The organism is Varibaculum sp. C0165D1 (genome assembly GCF_056590355.1).
In genome coordinates this window covers 1-14,562 of the sequence record NZ_JBWPVY010000001.1, presented here as the reverse complement: position 1 = coordinate 14,562, position 14,562 = coordinate 1, and the positions used below count along the sequence as shown (strand labels likewise).

13 protein-coding genes and 1 other RNA gene are annotated in these 14,562 nt (G+C 52.4%); 8 read left to right on the top strand and 6 right to left on the bottom strand.

Annotation, left to right across the window (positions count from 1 at the left end):
- The first annotated feature begins 108 nt into the window (after nt 1-108).
- Entirely contained in the window at nt 109-795 is a 687-nt protein-coding gene (rph, locus tag AC1EKS_RS00070; protein ID WP_481008496.1) for a ribonuclease PH, read from the top strand.
- Complete coding sequence (rdgB, locus tag AC1EKS_RS00065) at nt 792-1,451, top strand: RdgB/HAM1 family non-canonical purine NTP pyrophosphatase (RefSeq protein WP_481008234.1); 660 nt, start codon at nt 792-794, stop codon at nt 1,449-1,451. The genes rph and rdgB overlap by 4 nt, the downstream gene beginning before the upstream one ends.
- Nucleotides 1,452-1,461: 10 nt before the next feature.
- Here rdgB and AC1EKS_RS00060 read toward each other — a convergent pair whose 3' ends face one another.
- The 4 genes from AC1EKS_RS00060 to AC1EKS_RS00045 are packed head-to-tail and all read right to left on the bottom strand — an operon-like array spanning nt 1,462 to nt 3,952.
- Nucleotides 1,462-2,247 (bottom strand): MBL fold metallo-hydrolase, encoded by a 786-nt coding sequence (locus AC1EKS_RS00060; RefSeq protein ID WP_481008233.1) that lies wholly within the window; start codon nt 2,245-2,247, stop codon nt 1,462-1,464.
- Nucleotides 2,244-3,059 carry a glutamate racemase gene (murI, locus tag AC1EKS_RS00055; RefSeq protein ID WP_481008232.1) on the bottom strand — a complete coding sequence of 272 codons (816 nt, stop codon included), beginning with the start codon at nt 3,057-3,059 and terminating at the stop codon, nt 2,244-2,246. Before murI ends, AC1EKS_RS00060 begins: the two co-directional genes overlap by 4 nt.
- Before the next feature lie 9 nt (nt 3,060-3,068).
- The gene (locus tag AC1EKS_RS00050; RefSeq protein ID WP_481008231.1) at nt 3,069-3,659 is read right to left on the bottom strand and encodes a DUF2017 family protein; all 591 of its coding nucleotides are present in this window, start codon (nt 3,657-3,659) and stop codon (nt 3,069-3,071) included.
- Entirely contained in the window at nt 3,656-3,952 is a 297-nt protein-coding gene (locus AC1EKS_RS00045) for an ATP-dependent Clp protease adaptor ClpS (RefSeq protein ID WP_481008230.1), read from the bottom strand. Before AC1EKS_RS00045 ends, AC1EKS_RS00050 begins: the two co-directional genes overlap by 4 nt.
- Nucleotides 3,953-4,096: 144 nt before the next feature.
- On the opposite strand from AC1EKS_RS00045, the gene AC1EKS_RS00040 reads away from it, so the two are divergent.
- A complete protein-coding gene (locus tag AC1EKS_RS00040; RefSeq protein WP_481008229.1) occupies nt 4,097-5,491 on the top strand; it encodes a nicotinate phosphoribosyltransferase in 1,395 nt (464 codons plus the stop codon).
- 146 nt (nt 5,492-5,637) lie between these two features.
- Here the strand turns inward: AC1EKS_RS00040 and AC1EKS_RS00035 are convergent, their stop codons facing one another.
- Nucleotides 5,638-5,952, bottom strand: coding sequence for a DUF3039 domain-containing protein (locus AC1EKS_RS00035; protein WP_481008228.1), 315 nt, complete (start codon nt 5,950-5,952; stop codon nt 5,638-5,640).
- Nucleotides 5,953-6,054: 102 nt separating this feature from the next.
- Nucleotides 6,055-7,593, bottom strand: coding sequence for a GntP family permease (locus AC1EKS_RS00030; RefSeq protein ID WP_481008227.1), 1,539 nt, complete (start codon nt 7,591-7,593; stop codon nt 6,055-6,057).
- Between the two features lie 207 nt (nt 7,594-7,800).
- Between AC1EKS_RS00030 and tcuA the strand changes: the two genes are divergently transcribed.
- From tcuA to AC1EKS_RS00005, 5 genes are all read left to right on the top strand, one after another.
- On the top strand, nt 7,801-9,225 hold the full coding sequence (gene tcuA / locus AC1EKS_RS00025; RefSeq protein ID WP_481008226.1) for an FAD-dependent tricarballylate dehydrogenase TcuA: 1,425 nt from the start codon (nt 7,801-7,803) through the stop codon (nt 9,223-9,225).
- A complete protein-coding gene (gene tcuB / locus AC1EKS_RS00020) occupies nt 9,212-10,348 on the top strand; it encodes a tricarballylate utilization 4Fe-4S protein TcuB (protein ID WP_481008225.1) in 1,137 nt (378 codons plus the stop codon). The genes tcuA and tcuB overlap by 14 nt, the downstream gene beginning before the upstream one ends.
- Before the next feature lie 277 nt (nt 10,349-10,625).
- Nucleotides 10,626-11,004: a transfer-messenger RNA gene (gene ssrA, locus AC1EKS_RS00015) on the top strand.
- Between the two features lie 885 nt (nt 11,005-11,889).
- On the top strand, nt 11,890-13,530 hold the full coding sequence (locus tag AC1EKS_RS00010) for a leucine-rich repeat domain-containing protein (protein ID WP_481008224.1): 1,641 nt from the start codon (nt 11,890-11,892) through the stop codon (nt 13,528-13,530).
- 506 nt (nt 13,531-14,036) lie between these two features.
- The coding region (locus AC1EKS_RS00005) for a leucine-rich repeat domain-containing protein (RefSeq protein ID WP_481008223.1) at nt 14,037-14,562 on the top strand (526 nt) is incomplete at its 3' end.

Sequence of the window (14,562 nt, the reverse complement as noted above, 5' to 3'; positions counted from 1 at the left end):
TCCGGGGGAAGAGAAAATATCGAATGCTGAGGAAAACAGCGGTCCTCTATAATCAGTAGCGTGAGTAAAGAAAAGTTTGTGCGCGCCGATGGGCGTGCTTTTGACCAGATGCGACCGCTAAAAATTACCCGTGACTGGGCCAAACAGGCCGAAGGCTCGGTGCTGATTGACTGCGGAAATACCCGCGTGCTCTGCAATGCTTCCCTGACCCAGGGGGTGCCGCGTTGGCGGCAAGATTCCGGTCTGGGATGGGTAACTGCCGAGTATGCGATGCTTCCGCGCGCCACCTCTACCCGTTCGGGACGCGAATCGGTAAGGGGAAAAATCGGAGGCCGCACCCATGAAATCTCGCGTTTAATCGGCCGCTCCCTGCGCTCAATCGTAGATATGAGTGCCCTAGGGGAAAACACGATTGTGCTGGACTGCGACGTACTCAGCGCTGACGGCGGCACCCGCACTACCTCGATTACCGGTGCCTATGTGGCTTTGGTAGATGCGATTAAAGTGGGGCAGGAAAAAGGGTGGATACGGCCCGGCAAGGTACTCTCGGATTCCCTATGCGCAGTCTCAGTTGGTTTTATCGAGAGAAACGCGCTGCTAGATCTACCTTACGAAGAGGATTCGCGCGCCGATGTTGATATGAATATCGTGGCGACTGGTTCCGGTAAGTTTGTAGAAATCCAAGGCACCGCCGAGGGACAGACTTTCGATCGTACCCAGCTGAATGAGCTGCTGGATCTGGCCGATAAAGGGATTGGGGAAATTTCTGCTCTCCAGGCGGAGGCACTGGCGTGAAGATACCACCTGCTGCGCGTTTGATTCTCGCCACCCATAATCCCCATAAAGTGCGAGAACTATCCGATATCCTCTCCCCTTTAATCGCCGGTTTTTCCCCGGAAATGATTGTGGGAGCAGGCGGATTAGGAATCGAAGAACCCGTCGAGGATGGGGTAAGTTTTACTGAAAATGCACTGATTAAGGCCCGTTTGGTGGCACAAAGAACCGGGCTGCCGACAGTCGCCGACGACTCGGGACTATGCGTCGATATTTTAGGAGGCGCGCCCGGGATTTTCTCGGCCCGCTGGTGCGGACATCACGGTGATGACCGCGCCAATCTGGAACTACTGCTGAACCAATTGGCAGACGTGCCCGCCGAAAATCGCGGCGCCAGCTTCGTGTGTGCGGCGGTATTAGTTTCCCCGGCGGGCTTAGAACGACACTGCCTCGGAAAAATGAGTGGAAAGCTACTTTATGCCCCGCGGGGTGATGGTGGCTTTGGATACGATCCGATTTTCCTAGCCGAGGGGCAAGAATGCACTAACGCAGAGTTAACCCCTAAAGAAAAGAACGCCCTTTCTCATCGAGGGAAAGCCTTCCGCGCCCTCGCCCCCACGATCGCGGCCACTATTGAGCTGGGAGGTAACGTTACCCCTGATCAGGCACGCCCCTAAAGCACTAAAGCTAAATCTCGAAGCACATACCCGAGCGAGCGATTTCCAGTTCGCCCCGCCAGGTAGTTTTCGCTTCCCTAAGCGGTACTTCGGGGTCGGTCCAAGGCTGGATATGGGTAAGCACCAATTTCTTGGTGCCCGAGTTTTGGGCTACCCGACCGGCGCGTTCCCCCGACATGTGAATCCCGCGGACTTCGTCCTCGCTGGTAAAACCACATTCAGAGAGGAATAAATCCGAGTTGGCAGCAGCTTGCACTAAAGTATCGCACTCGTCAGAATCCCCTGAGTAAGTAAAAACTGCCTCGCCGTTTTTACCGGGGCCGATTACTCGGAAAGAAAACGCGGGAACCGAGTGCCAGGCGGCGAAAGGTTTAATCTGTATAGGGCCGATATTAAAAGCTAGTCCTTGCTTTATATGGTGAAATTCAAACTCTCCGCTGAAGTCATCGCGCGGGCTAAAACCATCCAAGCCGCGCACCCGGTCCTTGATCCCCTTAGGGGCATACACCGGGATGGGGCCGAGGGCGCCGCGCGGATGCCAACGCCTATGTACCTGCATAGAGACAATATCTGAACAGTGATCAGCGTGCAGGTGCGAAAGTACCACCGCATCTAGCTTCGTAGGATCCGTATAGTTCCACAGCTGCCCGAAAGAGCCAGGCCCTAAATCAAAAACCACCGAATAGGTGTGGGGAAGCCCTAGAGAATCGGTTCCTTCTGCTTGCAAAAGATAGCAAGACGCCGGGGAGGCGGGCCCAGACATAGAGCCGGTTACCCCCACCACTGTCACTTTCATTTGGTGATGACCTCCTCTTTGATTCCATTGAAGTTTGCTCCCATTATTCGGGAGGCCAGGGCGGTAAAAGAATCTTTAGCTTCGGTACAAATAAAATGGTGATCGGCTTTTTTTGCCCCGAAGGGACGCAACATTTTTTCTTCCACCAGCTCGCCATAAACTTTTCGTGCCGCTGCCGAAGATGAAGAAATCAGGGACACGTTTTCACCCATGAAATAGGAGATCGGTCCTTCGAGCAGCGGATAGTGGGTACAACCGAGAACTAAGGTATCTACTCCCGCTTCTTTTAGGGGGGTTAGATATTCTTCGGTAACGTCAAATAATTCCTGGGAGGCGGTGATCCCTTCCTCCGCAAATTCTACGAAACGGGGGCAAGCTTGAGTAAAAACCTCCGCCCCCATGCGAGAGAGTTTACGCTGATAAACGCCGGATTCAATCGTGGCTCGGGTACCGATAACTCCGATCTTGCCGTTTCGAGAACGGGTTACCGCGTGTTCAACTGCCGGTTGCACCACTTCCACGACCGGAATCCCCTGTTCCTCCTGGTAGCGGCGTCGCGCCTCATCGAGCACTGCACACGAGGCAGTATTACAGGCGATAACCAGCATTTTCACTCCCGACTCCACCAGGGAATCCATAATAGACAGGGAGTAGCCGCGCACGGTTTCCAAATCTTTTTCCCCGTAAGGAGTATGGGCGGTGTCCCCCACATAACGGATTTCTTCGCGCGGCAAAACATTCAGAACTGCGCGCGCAACCGTTAGGCCACCGACCCCCGAGTCGAAAATACCGATAGCATGTTCATTAGTCACAAAAACAGCCTAACTAGGGTGCGGCCAGCTATCTATCGCCTGCAAGAGTGAATCTTGCCACCCAGAGAGCCATTCATAGAAGGATGACACCAGGACTTCCTCAAATTTTTCATCCCTTGTTTTCGGGTTTATCTGCGAAGATACCTGTCTTTTTTCTAGGGGATCAAAGCTGGAGTCTCCGGGACTGAGTTTGCCGGATATGGCCAGACGCACATCATTTGTTCCGCCAAGCCAATCCCATTCTTGTCCGCTTTTAATCACCAAGACCGAACCGGTCTGCTCGGAAAGCATTTGGTAGAGCCGGTCAAGTCGCTCAGCTTTCTGGGTTCGTAACTGCGAATCCGTCAAGTCCCGCATAGTTTGTGCGGTTCTCTCATCGACGGATCCCGGAGGCAGCAGCCGATCCAATGAGGCATTATCGAAATGAATATCCGAGCCGGATTCGTCTTCACTCTCCCCGAGCATAGTGGTGATTTCAAAAGGTAACACCGGAGGATCCAGCAGGGTGCGCACTTCTGAAATTGCTTTTAGGAAGAGGTCGCGCTCAACTTCCCCAATGGGACATTCCCATCCCCCGGGGACGGGATAAAAAGCGTTCATTTTACGTCCGGTCCATCCAGGGTGGCACGCAAACCATAAGCGTGCAGTGCCTGCACTAAGGCTTCCATTCTTTCGCGGGTACCCGCAGCTACCTCGGTCTTCCCCTGGTTGAAGATCTCTTGCCGGGTGCGCCTGGCTTCTTCTGAAGACATGGAAAACTGGTGGGCTAAAACTTGTTCCACGTAGCGCGGCTGGTTAACCGGATCTCGCGAGATAGTAACCCGCCATTGCTGCAGGCGAGTACTGCCCGAATACGCAGGAGTACCCGGGTCAGAAGCCAGATGATTAACCATATATTCAGGGTATTAAAAAGGATGCCGACAAGGGGCTGTTTTGGAAGATGATTTTATTGGCGCGGTCACTTCCTTCCCAATATTTTTGTTTTCGCCCGCAAGGCGAAAACTGGATTGTCAGTCATTTTTGAGTATGCTAAAAATATGAGTTCTTCAGTAACCACTTCTTTGTTGACCGATATGTATGAGCTGACCATGGTGGATGCCGCCTTGAAATCTGGCACCTGGAATCGCGGCTCCATTTTTGAACTATTCGGTCGGCGACTGCCAGCAGCGCGTCGTTTCGGGGTGATGGCCGGCAATGCCCGCGTAATCGAAGCCTTAGAGCGTTTCGAATTTTCAGCTGACGAGATTGACTACTTATCAAGGGAAAAAATAGTTAGCGATGACTGTCTGGATTACCTGAAAACCTATAAATTCAAAGGTAATATTTTCGGCTATACCGAAGGGGAATGCTATTTCGAGTCCTCCCCGCTACTGCAGGTAGAAGGTACTTTTGCCGAGTGTGTTCTCTTGGAAACCCTGCTGCTGTCGATTTTAAATCACGATTGTGCGGTCGCTAGCGCGGCCTCCAGGATGACTATCGCAGCTCACGGGAGGCCATGTGTGGATATGGGCGCCCGGCGCACCCATGAGCGCAGTGCGGTCTCTGCCGCGCGTGCCTCCTATATCGCTGGTTTTAGGGGAACTTCCTGTCTGGAGGCCGGTAAGCGTTATGGGATTCCCACTATCGGAACCGCGGCGCACTCTTTCACTTTGATTCACGACTCCGAAGAGGATGCCTTCCGGGCGCAACTGGCCAGCTTGGGGCCAGGAACCACTTTGCTGGTGGACACCTATGATGTGGCCCGCGCAGTCGAGCTCGGGGTAAAACTAGCCCGGGAAGCCGGTGGCGAACTGGGATGCGTACGCTTGGATTCTGGGGACCTGGTGGCGGAGGCATTCAAAGTCCGGGCGCTGCTGGATTCCTTGGATGCCCACAGCACCAAGATTACGGTTACGAATGACCTGGACGAATACGCGATTGCGGCTCTCGGCGCCGCTCCGGTGGATTCCTATGGGGTGGGCACCAAGATGGTGACTGGTTCTGGCATTCCGACTGCCGCTTTGGTTTATAAACTGGTGCAGCGGGTGAATGAGGACGGCTCTATTCACGATGTCGCCAAGCGTTCGACCTCTAAATCCACTTTGGGAGGGCGCAAGTTCGCGGGGCGTGCCCGTGGCGAAGATGGCTACGCTAATGCAGAGTTGGTAGTAGTGGCCGATAACGCCCAGCAGGCTGAGGTGGAGTTTGAGCGCCGCAACGCCCGTCCGCTGTTAGTGGATTTGGTTACTGATGGAGAGCCCAATCCGCGTTACGTTGGCAAGCAAGCTTTGCAGGATGCCCAAGATCACCACGTGAAGGCGCGCAACGAACTCCCCTACCCCGGCTGGAGGCTATCGGCCGGAGAGGCCGCGATTCCTACCGAGATTATTCATGTAACTGAGCGTGAGGACGAAGTCGAGGCTCCTAGCAGCAAACCAGAGCCTCGTCGCTAAAAGAGCTTTAGCTGGTCATTAGCTAGATCAGTCAGGACGCTGCTGCTAGTTTGCTAGCTGCGTGCTAGCTGCGCCCTCCCTGTTTAAGGCTCCTTAGCCGGCGTTTTCTGGGCCGGTAGCGCGTGGGAGCACCGACCAATCAGGTCTTAGCGCGACCCTCCGGGACCGCGAAATGGCCAGTCGGGACCGCCGGAAGCATCCATCTCTTTCTTGATTTCTACGCAACGCGGACAGATAGGGTGGTTTCGCACCTCGCGAGTAGGAACCCAGACCTTGCCGCAAAGGGCAACTACGGGCTGTCCGGTAAGCCGGGAAGCAGCCAGGCGATGCGCCGAAACATAATGCGCATAACGGTCTTTGTCCCCGGGCTCTTGCCGACGAGTTTCTGGACGCTCCAGAACTCCTAGGCCGCCCTCACTCTGTACGCCGTCTGGATCTGATAAGCCGTTATGCATTTCCATAACCTCAATCCTAGCGGCTCGAGAAGCAAAAATTATCAGTAGCTGTAGATTTAAGGGCAAGCGCGGGCGAATATTTGCTGACCGCGAAAGTGCGCAGCTGTTTTAGGCAAACAAGAGCGAAAGCAGGAAGGTAAAAATCAATCCCAGCACCGACACAATAGTTTGCACGATCATGTGGGTTTTAGTAGCTTGCCCCAAGGTCATCCCGAAACATTCCTTCACGAACCAGAATCCGGAGTGGTTAACCCAGTTCAGCCCAATGGAGCCAGAACCAATCGCAATTACAATCAAGGACACATAGGGTGCAGAATAGCCGATTACCAGCGGAGCTAAGATCCCGGTAGCAGATACGATTCCGACTGTAGCTGAGCCGGTACAAAACGACAGCAGCAGCCCGATTAACCAACCGAGAATTATTAGGTTCATATGGATAGAGCCCGCTGCACTGGCGATTGCATTCCCCAGATCAGAGTCTTTCAAGGCCGCGTTAAAGGCGCCCCCTCCCGCAATAATCATTACCACGGTTGCCACCGCCGCCAGGGATTTGGTCACCGATTCACGCAAGCGATCCCCATCCCATTTCTCTTGGATCATAATCACCGCGCCAGTAAATAACACCCCGATTAACATCGCGATATTTGGTTGCCCCACTACCCCGGCGAAAGTTTCAAAATGGCTCTTGGGAGCCACAATTTTCACCACTGCCTGAATTAGCATCAGTACCACTGGCAATAGCACGCAGCAAAAAGCCATGGGCGTGGAAATTCCCGAGCGACGAGGCGGGCTGGTCAAACCAGTTTTTGCGGTAGCCGTAGTTTGCGACCAAGCCCCGGGTCGCTGAGTGGGAGCCTCTTTGGGAGCGCCAAAAGCATCCGGGATTTCGGTGTGATCGCGGGCCAGCTCGGCAAAGGACCCGGTTTCCTTATAAATCTTTTCTGCTTCCTCATAGGTGGTGCCCGCGTATTGGGTGACTAGAGAAGCGGGAGGCTCGAGTTTGATTCTTGGAGCAATGAAGTTGCCGTATATGGGGCCCGCCAAAATCACAGTAGGAATCGCACACAGCAGACCTAAAAGGATAGTTAGTCCCATATCGGCGTTCAGAGCCTGCACCCCAATAATGGGACCAGGGTGCGGGGGAACCATGCCGTGCAGGCAACAAAGGGCGGCAATCGCCGGAATCAAAGTGCGCAGATACCACTGTTGCGGCCGTCCGGATCGCACCTCGAGGCGGAGCGCTACCGCGTAGATTACTGGCATTAGCACCACCAGACCTACCTCGAAGAACATGGGGATCCCCAGGATGAAGGCCACCCCGGTTATCACCCAGGGGGCTGCTTTCGGGGACGCATGGTCGAGGACGAAGTCTGCAATATTTGAAACTGCGCCCGAGTCCGCCAGCAGTTTACCCAGCATGGCACCTAAGAAAACTAGGACGCCGGTATTTCCCAGAATCTTTCCTGACCCGGCCATCAGGGTGTCGGGAATTTCTTTTATCGGTTCTCCCGCGGCGAGGGCAGTTAGGAAAGCAACGATATAGAGAGCTAGGAAGGGGTGCATTTTGGTGCGCCAGTTAATCAAAACTACTAAGAGAACTATGGCACCAAATAGGACTCCAAGAAGATAAATTGTGTGTCCGTCCATACCGGGAGTATAGACGCTAAAAAGAAAGAAAAAAGACACTCTGTGAAACGTGTCACCGATGGGGTGACTAAGTGTCATAATAATAGGGTGCTGAACAGCTAATTTATTTAAAGTAAAATTAAGGTAAACTAATTTTAGGTGAACATTGCGCGAACTGGGTCACAAAAAGTGTTAATCTCCGTTTGTTATCCACCTGGGAGAGAAAATATGCAGCAGCCTAACGCCACCGAGCTACTCACCCAACCTTGGGACGTGATAGTTATCGGAGGGGGAAACGCGGCAGTCGTTTCCGCCATGTCCGCTCAAGATCAAGGCGCAAAAGTTTTGATTTTAGAAAGGGCAAATAAGACTTTCCGCGGAGGAAACTCCCGGCACACCCGCAATATCCGCTGTATCCACGATGCAGATTTCCCCTACAACACTGGTGCTTACACCAAAGAAGAGCTTTGGAAAGACCTTTGTTCGGTGGGGACGGGACCTTCCGATGAAGAAATAGCTGCCTTGACGGTAGAAGAAACTAGAACTGTGCCGCAATGGATGATGGATCATGGCGCCCTCTTCCAGCCGCCTCTGGCGGGAACCTTGCACCTAGGGCGTACCAACACTTTCTTCCTGGGCGGAGGAAAAGCTCTAATCAACAACTACTACCGTTCGCTGCGTTCGCGCCGGATTCCGGTGCTCTATGAATCCAGTGTGGAACATATGGACTTTGACGGCAACACCTGCACCGGTTTGACCGTGAACCACAAAGGCCAAAGCTACCAGGTAAAAGCCAATTCTTATGTGTGTGCCGCCGGCGGATTTGAAGCCAATGTGGACTGGTTAGCCAAATATTGGGGGCCAGCCGCCTATAACTACCATATCCGCGGACCGAAAACTAATGACGGCACCATCTTGCGACTGTTGCTGGATGCGGGAGCTGACCGGGCTGGCCAGCCTAAAGGCTTCCACGCGGTGGCGGTCGATGCCCGCAGCCCCATGTTTGATGGAGGGATCGCCACCCGCCTGGACTGCATTCCCTTCGGGATGGTACTAAATCGCGACTACCAACGCTTTTACAATGAAGGCGAAGAAATCTGGCCGAAACGTTATGCCATTTGGGGACGCAATATCGCTCAACAGCCAGATCAGGTAGCCTACGCGTTCTGGGATTCCAAAGCCAAGGGACTATTCATGCCCCCCATGTACGGGGTTTTCAAATCCGAAACTATCGCTGGCGTAGCCGAGCAGATGGGATTGGAGGGCCCGCGCGCCGAGGAAGCGGTTCGTCGCTTCAACGCGGGGATTTCTCCCGATGCTAATGAACGTTTTGATCCCTCACAAAAAGATGGGGTCGGAACTTCAGGACTAGATCCCGAGAAAACTAACTGGGCGCGCGCCCTCGATATCGGTCCTTTCTACGGAATCAAGATGGCACCGGGGATTACCTTCACCTACATGGGGGTAAAAGTTAATACCCATGGCCGGATTCAAATGACCGATGGCGGGGAGTTCACCAACCTGTTTGCGGCCGGTGAAATCATGTCAGGAAACGTATTATCCAGCGGCTATATGGCCGGATTCGGGATGGCAATCGGAACCGTTTGGGGACGGATCTCAGGTAGGGAGGCAGCGCAAAATGGCAACAAGTGAAGTTAGTACCGGTAAGGGCGGAGCAATTTTCGCTGAAGGACGACGGCAGCTAGCGATTTGTAATGCCTGCCGTTACTGTGCGGGTTACTGCCCGGTTTGGCCGGCTATGGAACGCCACCCTTCGCCCTCACGCGAGGAAATGGAGCAACTGGCGAACCTGTGCCACGACTGCCGAGATTGCTACACCGCCTGCATGTACACTCCCCCGCACGAGTTCGGTCTTAACCCGCCTAAATTATTTGCGGAAATACGCCAAGAAACCTACGAACGCTATATTTTCCCGTATAAGCTGCCGCGGATTATCTCGGGAGTTCGCGGTCTGGCGCTGATTTTTATTCTCTGTTTGCTGGCGCTGTGCGGTATCGGATATTTCTTTGGTACCGAGGATTGGTTGACTACCTCCAGCGGGCAAATCTACGACGTGTTCGGGCATATCGCCTTAGTGCTGTTTATGTCAGCGTGTTTGATTTACGGTTTAGTGGTCACCATCGCGGGAATGGCGCGCTTTTGGCGGGCAATCCGCACGGAAAATTCGACTTTCTTCAGCTTCTCTAACTGGGGAAAGACCGTTAGCGATATTTTGGTGCTGCGCCATATGAGCGGCGGACAAGAGGGCTGTTCCTATGTGGGCGGGGAGCCGTCTCGCAAACGCAAAGTAGGACACCACTTGCTAATGTACGGTTTTATCGGCACTTTTCTGGCTACGGTTAGCGCGGCTTTTATGCAGTACGTGCTGGGAATGATGCCACCTTATTCACTACTTTCAGTACCGGTGATTCTGGGGTCTATCGGAGGTCTGGCGGCGATGGCAGGAGCCATCATGCTAATGGCGCTGAAGCCAAAATCAGATCGCAAAGAAACCACCGAACGCATGTGGCAAGCTGACCACTCGCTGTTGGGCGGACTAATGGCGCTGATGCTCAGCGGCTTCTTGGTGACGGTATTTCGGGGCGGTGCAGTGTTCCCCTCCGTACTGATTTTGCATTTAGCCATGGTGGCCACCGCGTTCTTAGTATTCCCACGCACCAAGTTCTTGCACCTGTTCTTCCGCGCCCTGTCCATTTATCAAGATAACTTGGAATCCCGCGCGCACCTAAAGTCTTTGCAAGCAAAGAAAGGCTAGAACCGCTATAAGCTGCGCGGCTTCAAGCTGACTATCAGCCGCCGATGGACTGGCTTTAGGACGCAGCCGGGGTTGCTGCGCCCTGGTAACTGTGTGGATAATGCGTCGCTCACGTCGAAAAGCCTGGGAGTGTAAGCGAAGATTGATTTCCTGGCCTCCGCGAGCTTTGCGGCGCTCATCCTCAAGAAGGTGAAGTATCACCGCACCTATTGACTATTGGAGAAAAATCTTTGAGAATGAAAGGCGGCGTTCGCGCCGGTTGTTTTTCAACTTAATAGGGGCCGATCGGTTTCGACAGCTGGTATTGGTTGCAGAGAAGCGTGCCGAGAATGTGGAGTCATCTCGCTAACGTCCTTCACAAAACAATAAGTGCTAAACATAACCGCACTGACTTCGCTCTAGCTGCTTAAGCAGAGCCTTTAAAAGTCCGTCAGCTCCGGGGGTGCTTCTACCTCGGTTCCTGGCGTCGTTTTTCAGGAGCCACTGGCTGCAGTTTTCGTCAATGGGATTGCAGCGACACTTTACAGTGACTGAGCCTATAGAATCTCTAGTTTGCCAAGTAGATTCAGGCTGAGAAAAAGCTCAGGCAAACTGCGCACGGAGAAGAATGCAGGAGTACCAGTTGGACCGGGGTTCGATTCCCCGCGGCTCCACTAATATATGCAGGTCTCAGGTTTATCCTGGGGCCTGCATATATTTTAAGCCCGGGAATCGAACCCGTGAGGGCTGGCGCGGGAAGGTCGCGAACGCGGGCTGAGCGTTCGCCCGCGCCAGTGGTTTTCGGAGGCTGTGCTCCGAAAACCCTTGCTGGTGCGCAGCACCGCCGATTCCCCGCGGCTCCACTATGAGAAGTCCGAACGGTGAAAAAGCCTTCGGGCTTTTTCATTAGTAAGGACGACGAAATAGTGCGTAATCCCGTCAGGGATTACTAGCACCATTAGGACGCTCATTTTGACACAAAGTGAGCGTCCTATTTTTATGTTGCGCGGAGGGGCGGTTTGGCTTGTCAGCGCAGGTTTCTGGATTTTATTCGCTTGTCTATATGCGTCTGCGAGGGTCGCCGAGATGATGCGCCTGAGGCTGGTTTTAGCTCACGGACGCGTACCTGTGCGGAGACGCTAAAAAGTCTTACTGGCGCTAAAAAGTACGGGCTTCATTAGATGTTGGCTTGGGCCTTATTTGCAATCCGTTGGTAGCTCATGCTGATCCCAGTTGTGGAGATGTGATCTTTAGTTCGTATTCTCGTGGATCGCTCCGACCTGACCACAATCTGCTCAGGAATGTGTTTCTTACATCTTCACGCCTTCCCATCTTCCTACTCCGCAGGTGTCTAGCACGGGAATACACACTCAAAGTCCTCGGGTCCGAAAAACTAGCTCACACAAGTACGCTTCAGTTAGGTACGCCGACGTGTTGCGCATATACATATACATATATATGCTTATTGTGTCAAACTACAATTGTTCGGGTCTTCTTTTACAAATACTTTTTCCCGAACGATACCTATCCGGAATTATTTATAAACCAAAGAGGGCGCGCATATGAAAAGAAAGCATTTTTCGATCATCTTTGCGGTGATCATGGCGTTCGTGATGATGGCGCCGACGCTGAATTGCCAAAAGGCTTTCGCGGAGGGGTATACGATCAAAGATCCTATTTTGCGAGAGCTGATGAATAAACGTTATGGTAAACCGGCGGATTACAACCTTTCCCCTCAGGAACTTTCGCGTATAGAATATACCGGTGACTACTGGATGAATAAAGGCATACGCACTCTCGAAGGTCTGCAGTATTGCACGAATTTGAAAGGGGCGAATTTTGCGGGGAACCCTATAGAGGATGCGTCAGCTTTGTCCAACCTTAAAAATTTAAAAAGGCTCAACCTCAACGGAGCAAAGATCAAGGATCTCTCGTTCATCAAAAACGGGGAAATTGATTTGATTGACCTCGAAATCAACAATACGGGTATAAGAGATCTTTCACCGCTCAAAAAGCGCACGGAGTGGGAGTACTTAAGCGCTTCCGGCAACCATCTTACCGATCAAGATATCGCCGTGTTCAGCGACATGAACATCAACAATATCGACGTATCGAATAACGACATCACCGACCCGAGCGTATTCAATCACATGAAGAATGTGGAGAACTTCATATTGACGGGAAATCATATAAGCGATCTCTCCGGGGTGGGAAATATCAATAGACATAATAGTCTCCCGATCTCGCCGTATTTCTACCAGGCACAAAATCAAACTATCACGAGATTTGCAAAGAACGGCAAAGTATCCAGCATCATAAAAGACTACGACGGCACTTTGCTTAACGATGAGCAGCACCTGAAAAACTTCGTTAACGTCAGATTGAACGGGAACGAGTTCGAGCTGATCGACCCGAACAAGCCGGGCTCTGTTGAATTTGCTGCCGATGCCCATGAATATTGGGGCGAAGTCTACGTTCACTTCAACGGTAAAATAAATATCGTGAGCCTGAAAGGCGTAATGGTAACTCCCGAAGCTGCGACCGTAGAAAAGGGCAAGACGCAGCAGTTCACAGCCAATGTCGTAGGGCAGGGCGAGTTTGACAGGACGGTTACGTGGAGCGTTATCGGCGGAGGCGCAGGAACTTCCGTCGATGCAAACGGACTGCTTACAGTAGGAAAGAACGAAACGGCAAAGACGCTCAAAGTAAGAGCAACATCCAATGTGAACAACAAGATCTTCGGAGAAGCTACGGTGACCGTAAAGGAACCTACAGCGGTGACCGGCGTAACAGGAATAACCGTAACACCTAAGAATGCGACCGTAAAACAGGGGAAGACGCAAAAGTTTACGGCTGATGTAAAAGGAACGGGAAACTTCGATAAGACGGTTACGTGGAGCGTTATCGGCGGAGGCGCAGGAACGTCGATCGCGGCGGACGGAACGCTTACGGTAGCTAAAGATGAGAACGCAAAGACGCTCAAAGTAAGGGCAACATCGAATGCGAACGGAGAGATCTTCGCGGAAGCGACCGTGACCATACAGAAGGACGAAAACAAACCGGCAGCAAACAAGAAGGACAACAATGCCCTTCCTCCGACAGGAGCTGCTTTTCCTCTCGGAACGTCGATCGTCCTCATGATGATCGGAGCAGCGGTACTGCTCGGACTTAAAGCCCGCCGCAGAAAGAAAGACACGATCTAAGTCAGAACTCTTAATACATAGACTATGGCCGCCGAAAAGCGGTCATAGTCTATGAGACACCTTTAACGACATTCATAGAGGATATCGAAAACTGGGGTCAATACCCAAATGGGCATTAGCCTACTATTTGTTTGATGTCACGCGCGTAATAGCTGGGCGCATTTTGCGGGCTAATGCCCGAATTGTGTGTCTTTTTCCGGGCGTGCCGGGGTGGTTTAGTGGCCTGCCCAGCCTTTGCGGATGTGTAGGAATCCGTCTTGGTATTTGGGGTTGTAGTCGATGGCGCTGTCCCATAGTTTCGGGCCTGGTTTTGGTTGTTTGGGCCTTGGTTTGGGGCGGGGTTATCCGCGCTGATCCTATTAGGGTCGGTTTCAGGTTTTTGATCTTGGATATTGGTATGCGCCTTGACGCCCCCCCGGCATGAAACAATGTGTTTGTCCTGTTTCTGGGGTTTTTGGTTCGTTGGGGGACACCTTTAGGTTAATTGTGATGAGGAGATGATGGTGATGTCTGCTGTAGGACGCCGATTTTTTGGGGGGATAGTGGCTGTTTTAGCTGGGCTGGCGCTGGCGTTCCAGTTCCCTACCGCCGCCTACGCTGCCAATGTGACTATAGACGCTACTAACTTCCCAGACGCTAACTTCCGTACCTACGTAGCTACGTTTGACACTAGTGGTGATGGCATCTTGCAGCAGGATGAAGCAGACGCCGTCACTGAAATCAATGTTACTCTCGAGTCAATCACGAGCTTGCAAGGGGTGGAGCACTTCACCAACCTAAAATCGCTTTACGCAGGCATGAATAAGTTGACAGCTGTTGATTTGTCGCACAACACTAAACTGACAAAGCTTGATTTAGGCTTTAATCAATTGACAGCTGTTGATTTGAAGGCCAACACTAAACTGACAGAGCTTGATTTAGGCTTTAATCAATTGACAGCTGTTGATTTGAAGGCCAACACTAAACTGACAAAGCTTGATTTAGGCTTTAATCAATTGACAGCTGTTGATTTGAAGGCCAACACTAAACTGA

Bases quoted from the DNA above. Each gene is read 5' to 3' on its own strand.
- rph (WP_481008496.1), top strand. From the start codon at position 109: ATGCGACCGCTAAAAATTACCCGTGACTGGGCCAAACAGGCCGAAGGC.
- AC1EKS_RS00060 (WP_481008233.1), bottom strand. From the start codon at position 2,247: ATGAAAGTGACAGTGGTGGGGGTAACCGGCTCTATGTCTGGGCCCGCC.
- AC1EKS_RS00050 (WP_481008231.1), bottom strand. From the start codon at position 3,659: ATGAACGCTTTTTATCCCGTCCCCGGGGGATGGGAATGTCCCATTGGG.
- AC1EKS_RS00045 (WP_481008230.1), bottom strand. From the start codon at position 3,952: ATGGTTAATCATCTGGCTTCTGACCCGGGTACTCCTGCGTATTCGGGC.
- AC1EKS_RS00040 (WP_481008229.1), top strand. From the start codon at position 4,097: ATGAGTTCTTCAGTAACCACTTCTTTGTTGACCGATATGTATGAGCTG.
- AC1EKS_RS00035 (WP_481008228.1), bottom strand. From the start codon at position 5,952: ATGGAAATGCATAACGGCTTATCAGATCCAGACGGCGTACAGAGTGAG.
- AC1EKS_RS00030 (WP_481008227.1), bottom strand. From the start codon at position 7,593: ATGGACGGACACACAATTTATCTTCTTGGAGTCCTATTTGGTGCCATA.
- tcuA (WP_481008226.1), top strand. From the start codon at position 7,801: ATGCAGCAGCCTAACGCCACCGAGCTACTCACCCAACCTTGGGACGTG.
- tcuB (WP_481008225.1), top strand. From the start codon at position 9,212: ATGGCAACAAGTGAAGTTAGTACCGGTAAGGGCGGAGCAATTTTCGCT.
- AC1EKS_RS00010 (WP_481008224.1), top strand. From the start codon at position 11,890: ATGAAAAGAAAGCATTTTTCGATCATCTTTGCGGTGATCATGGCGTTC.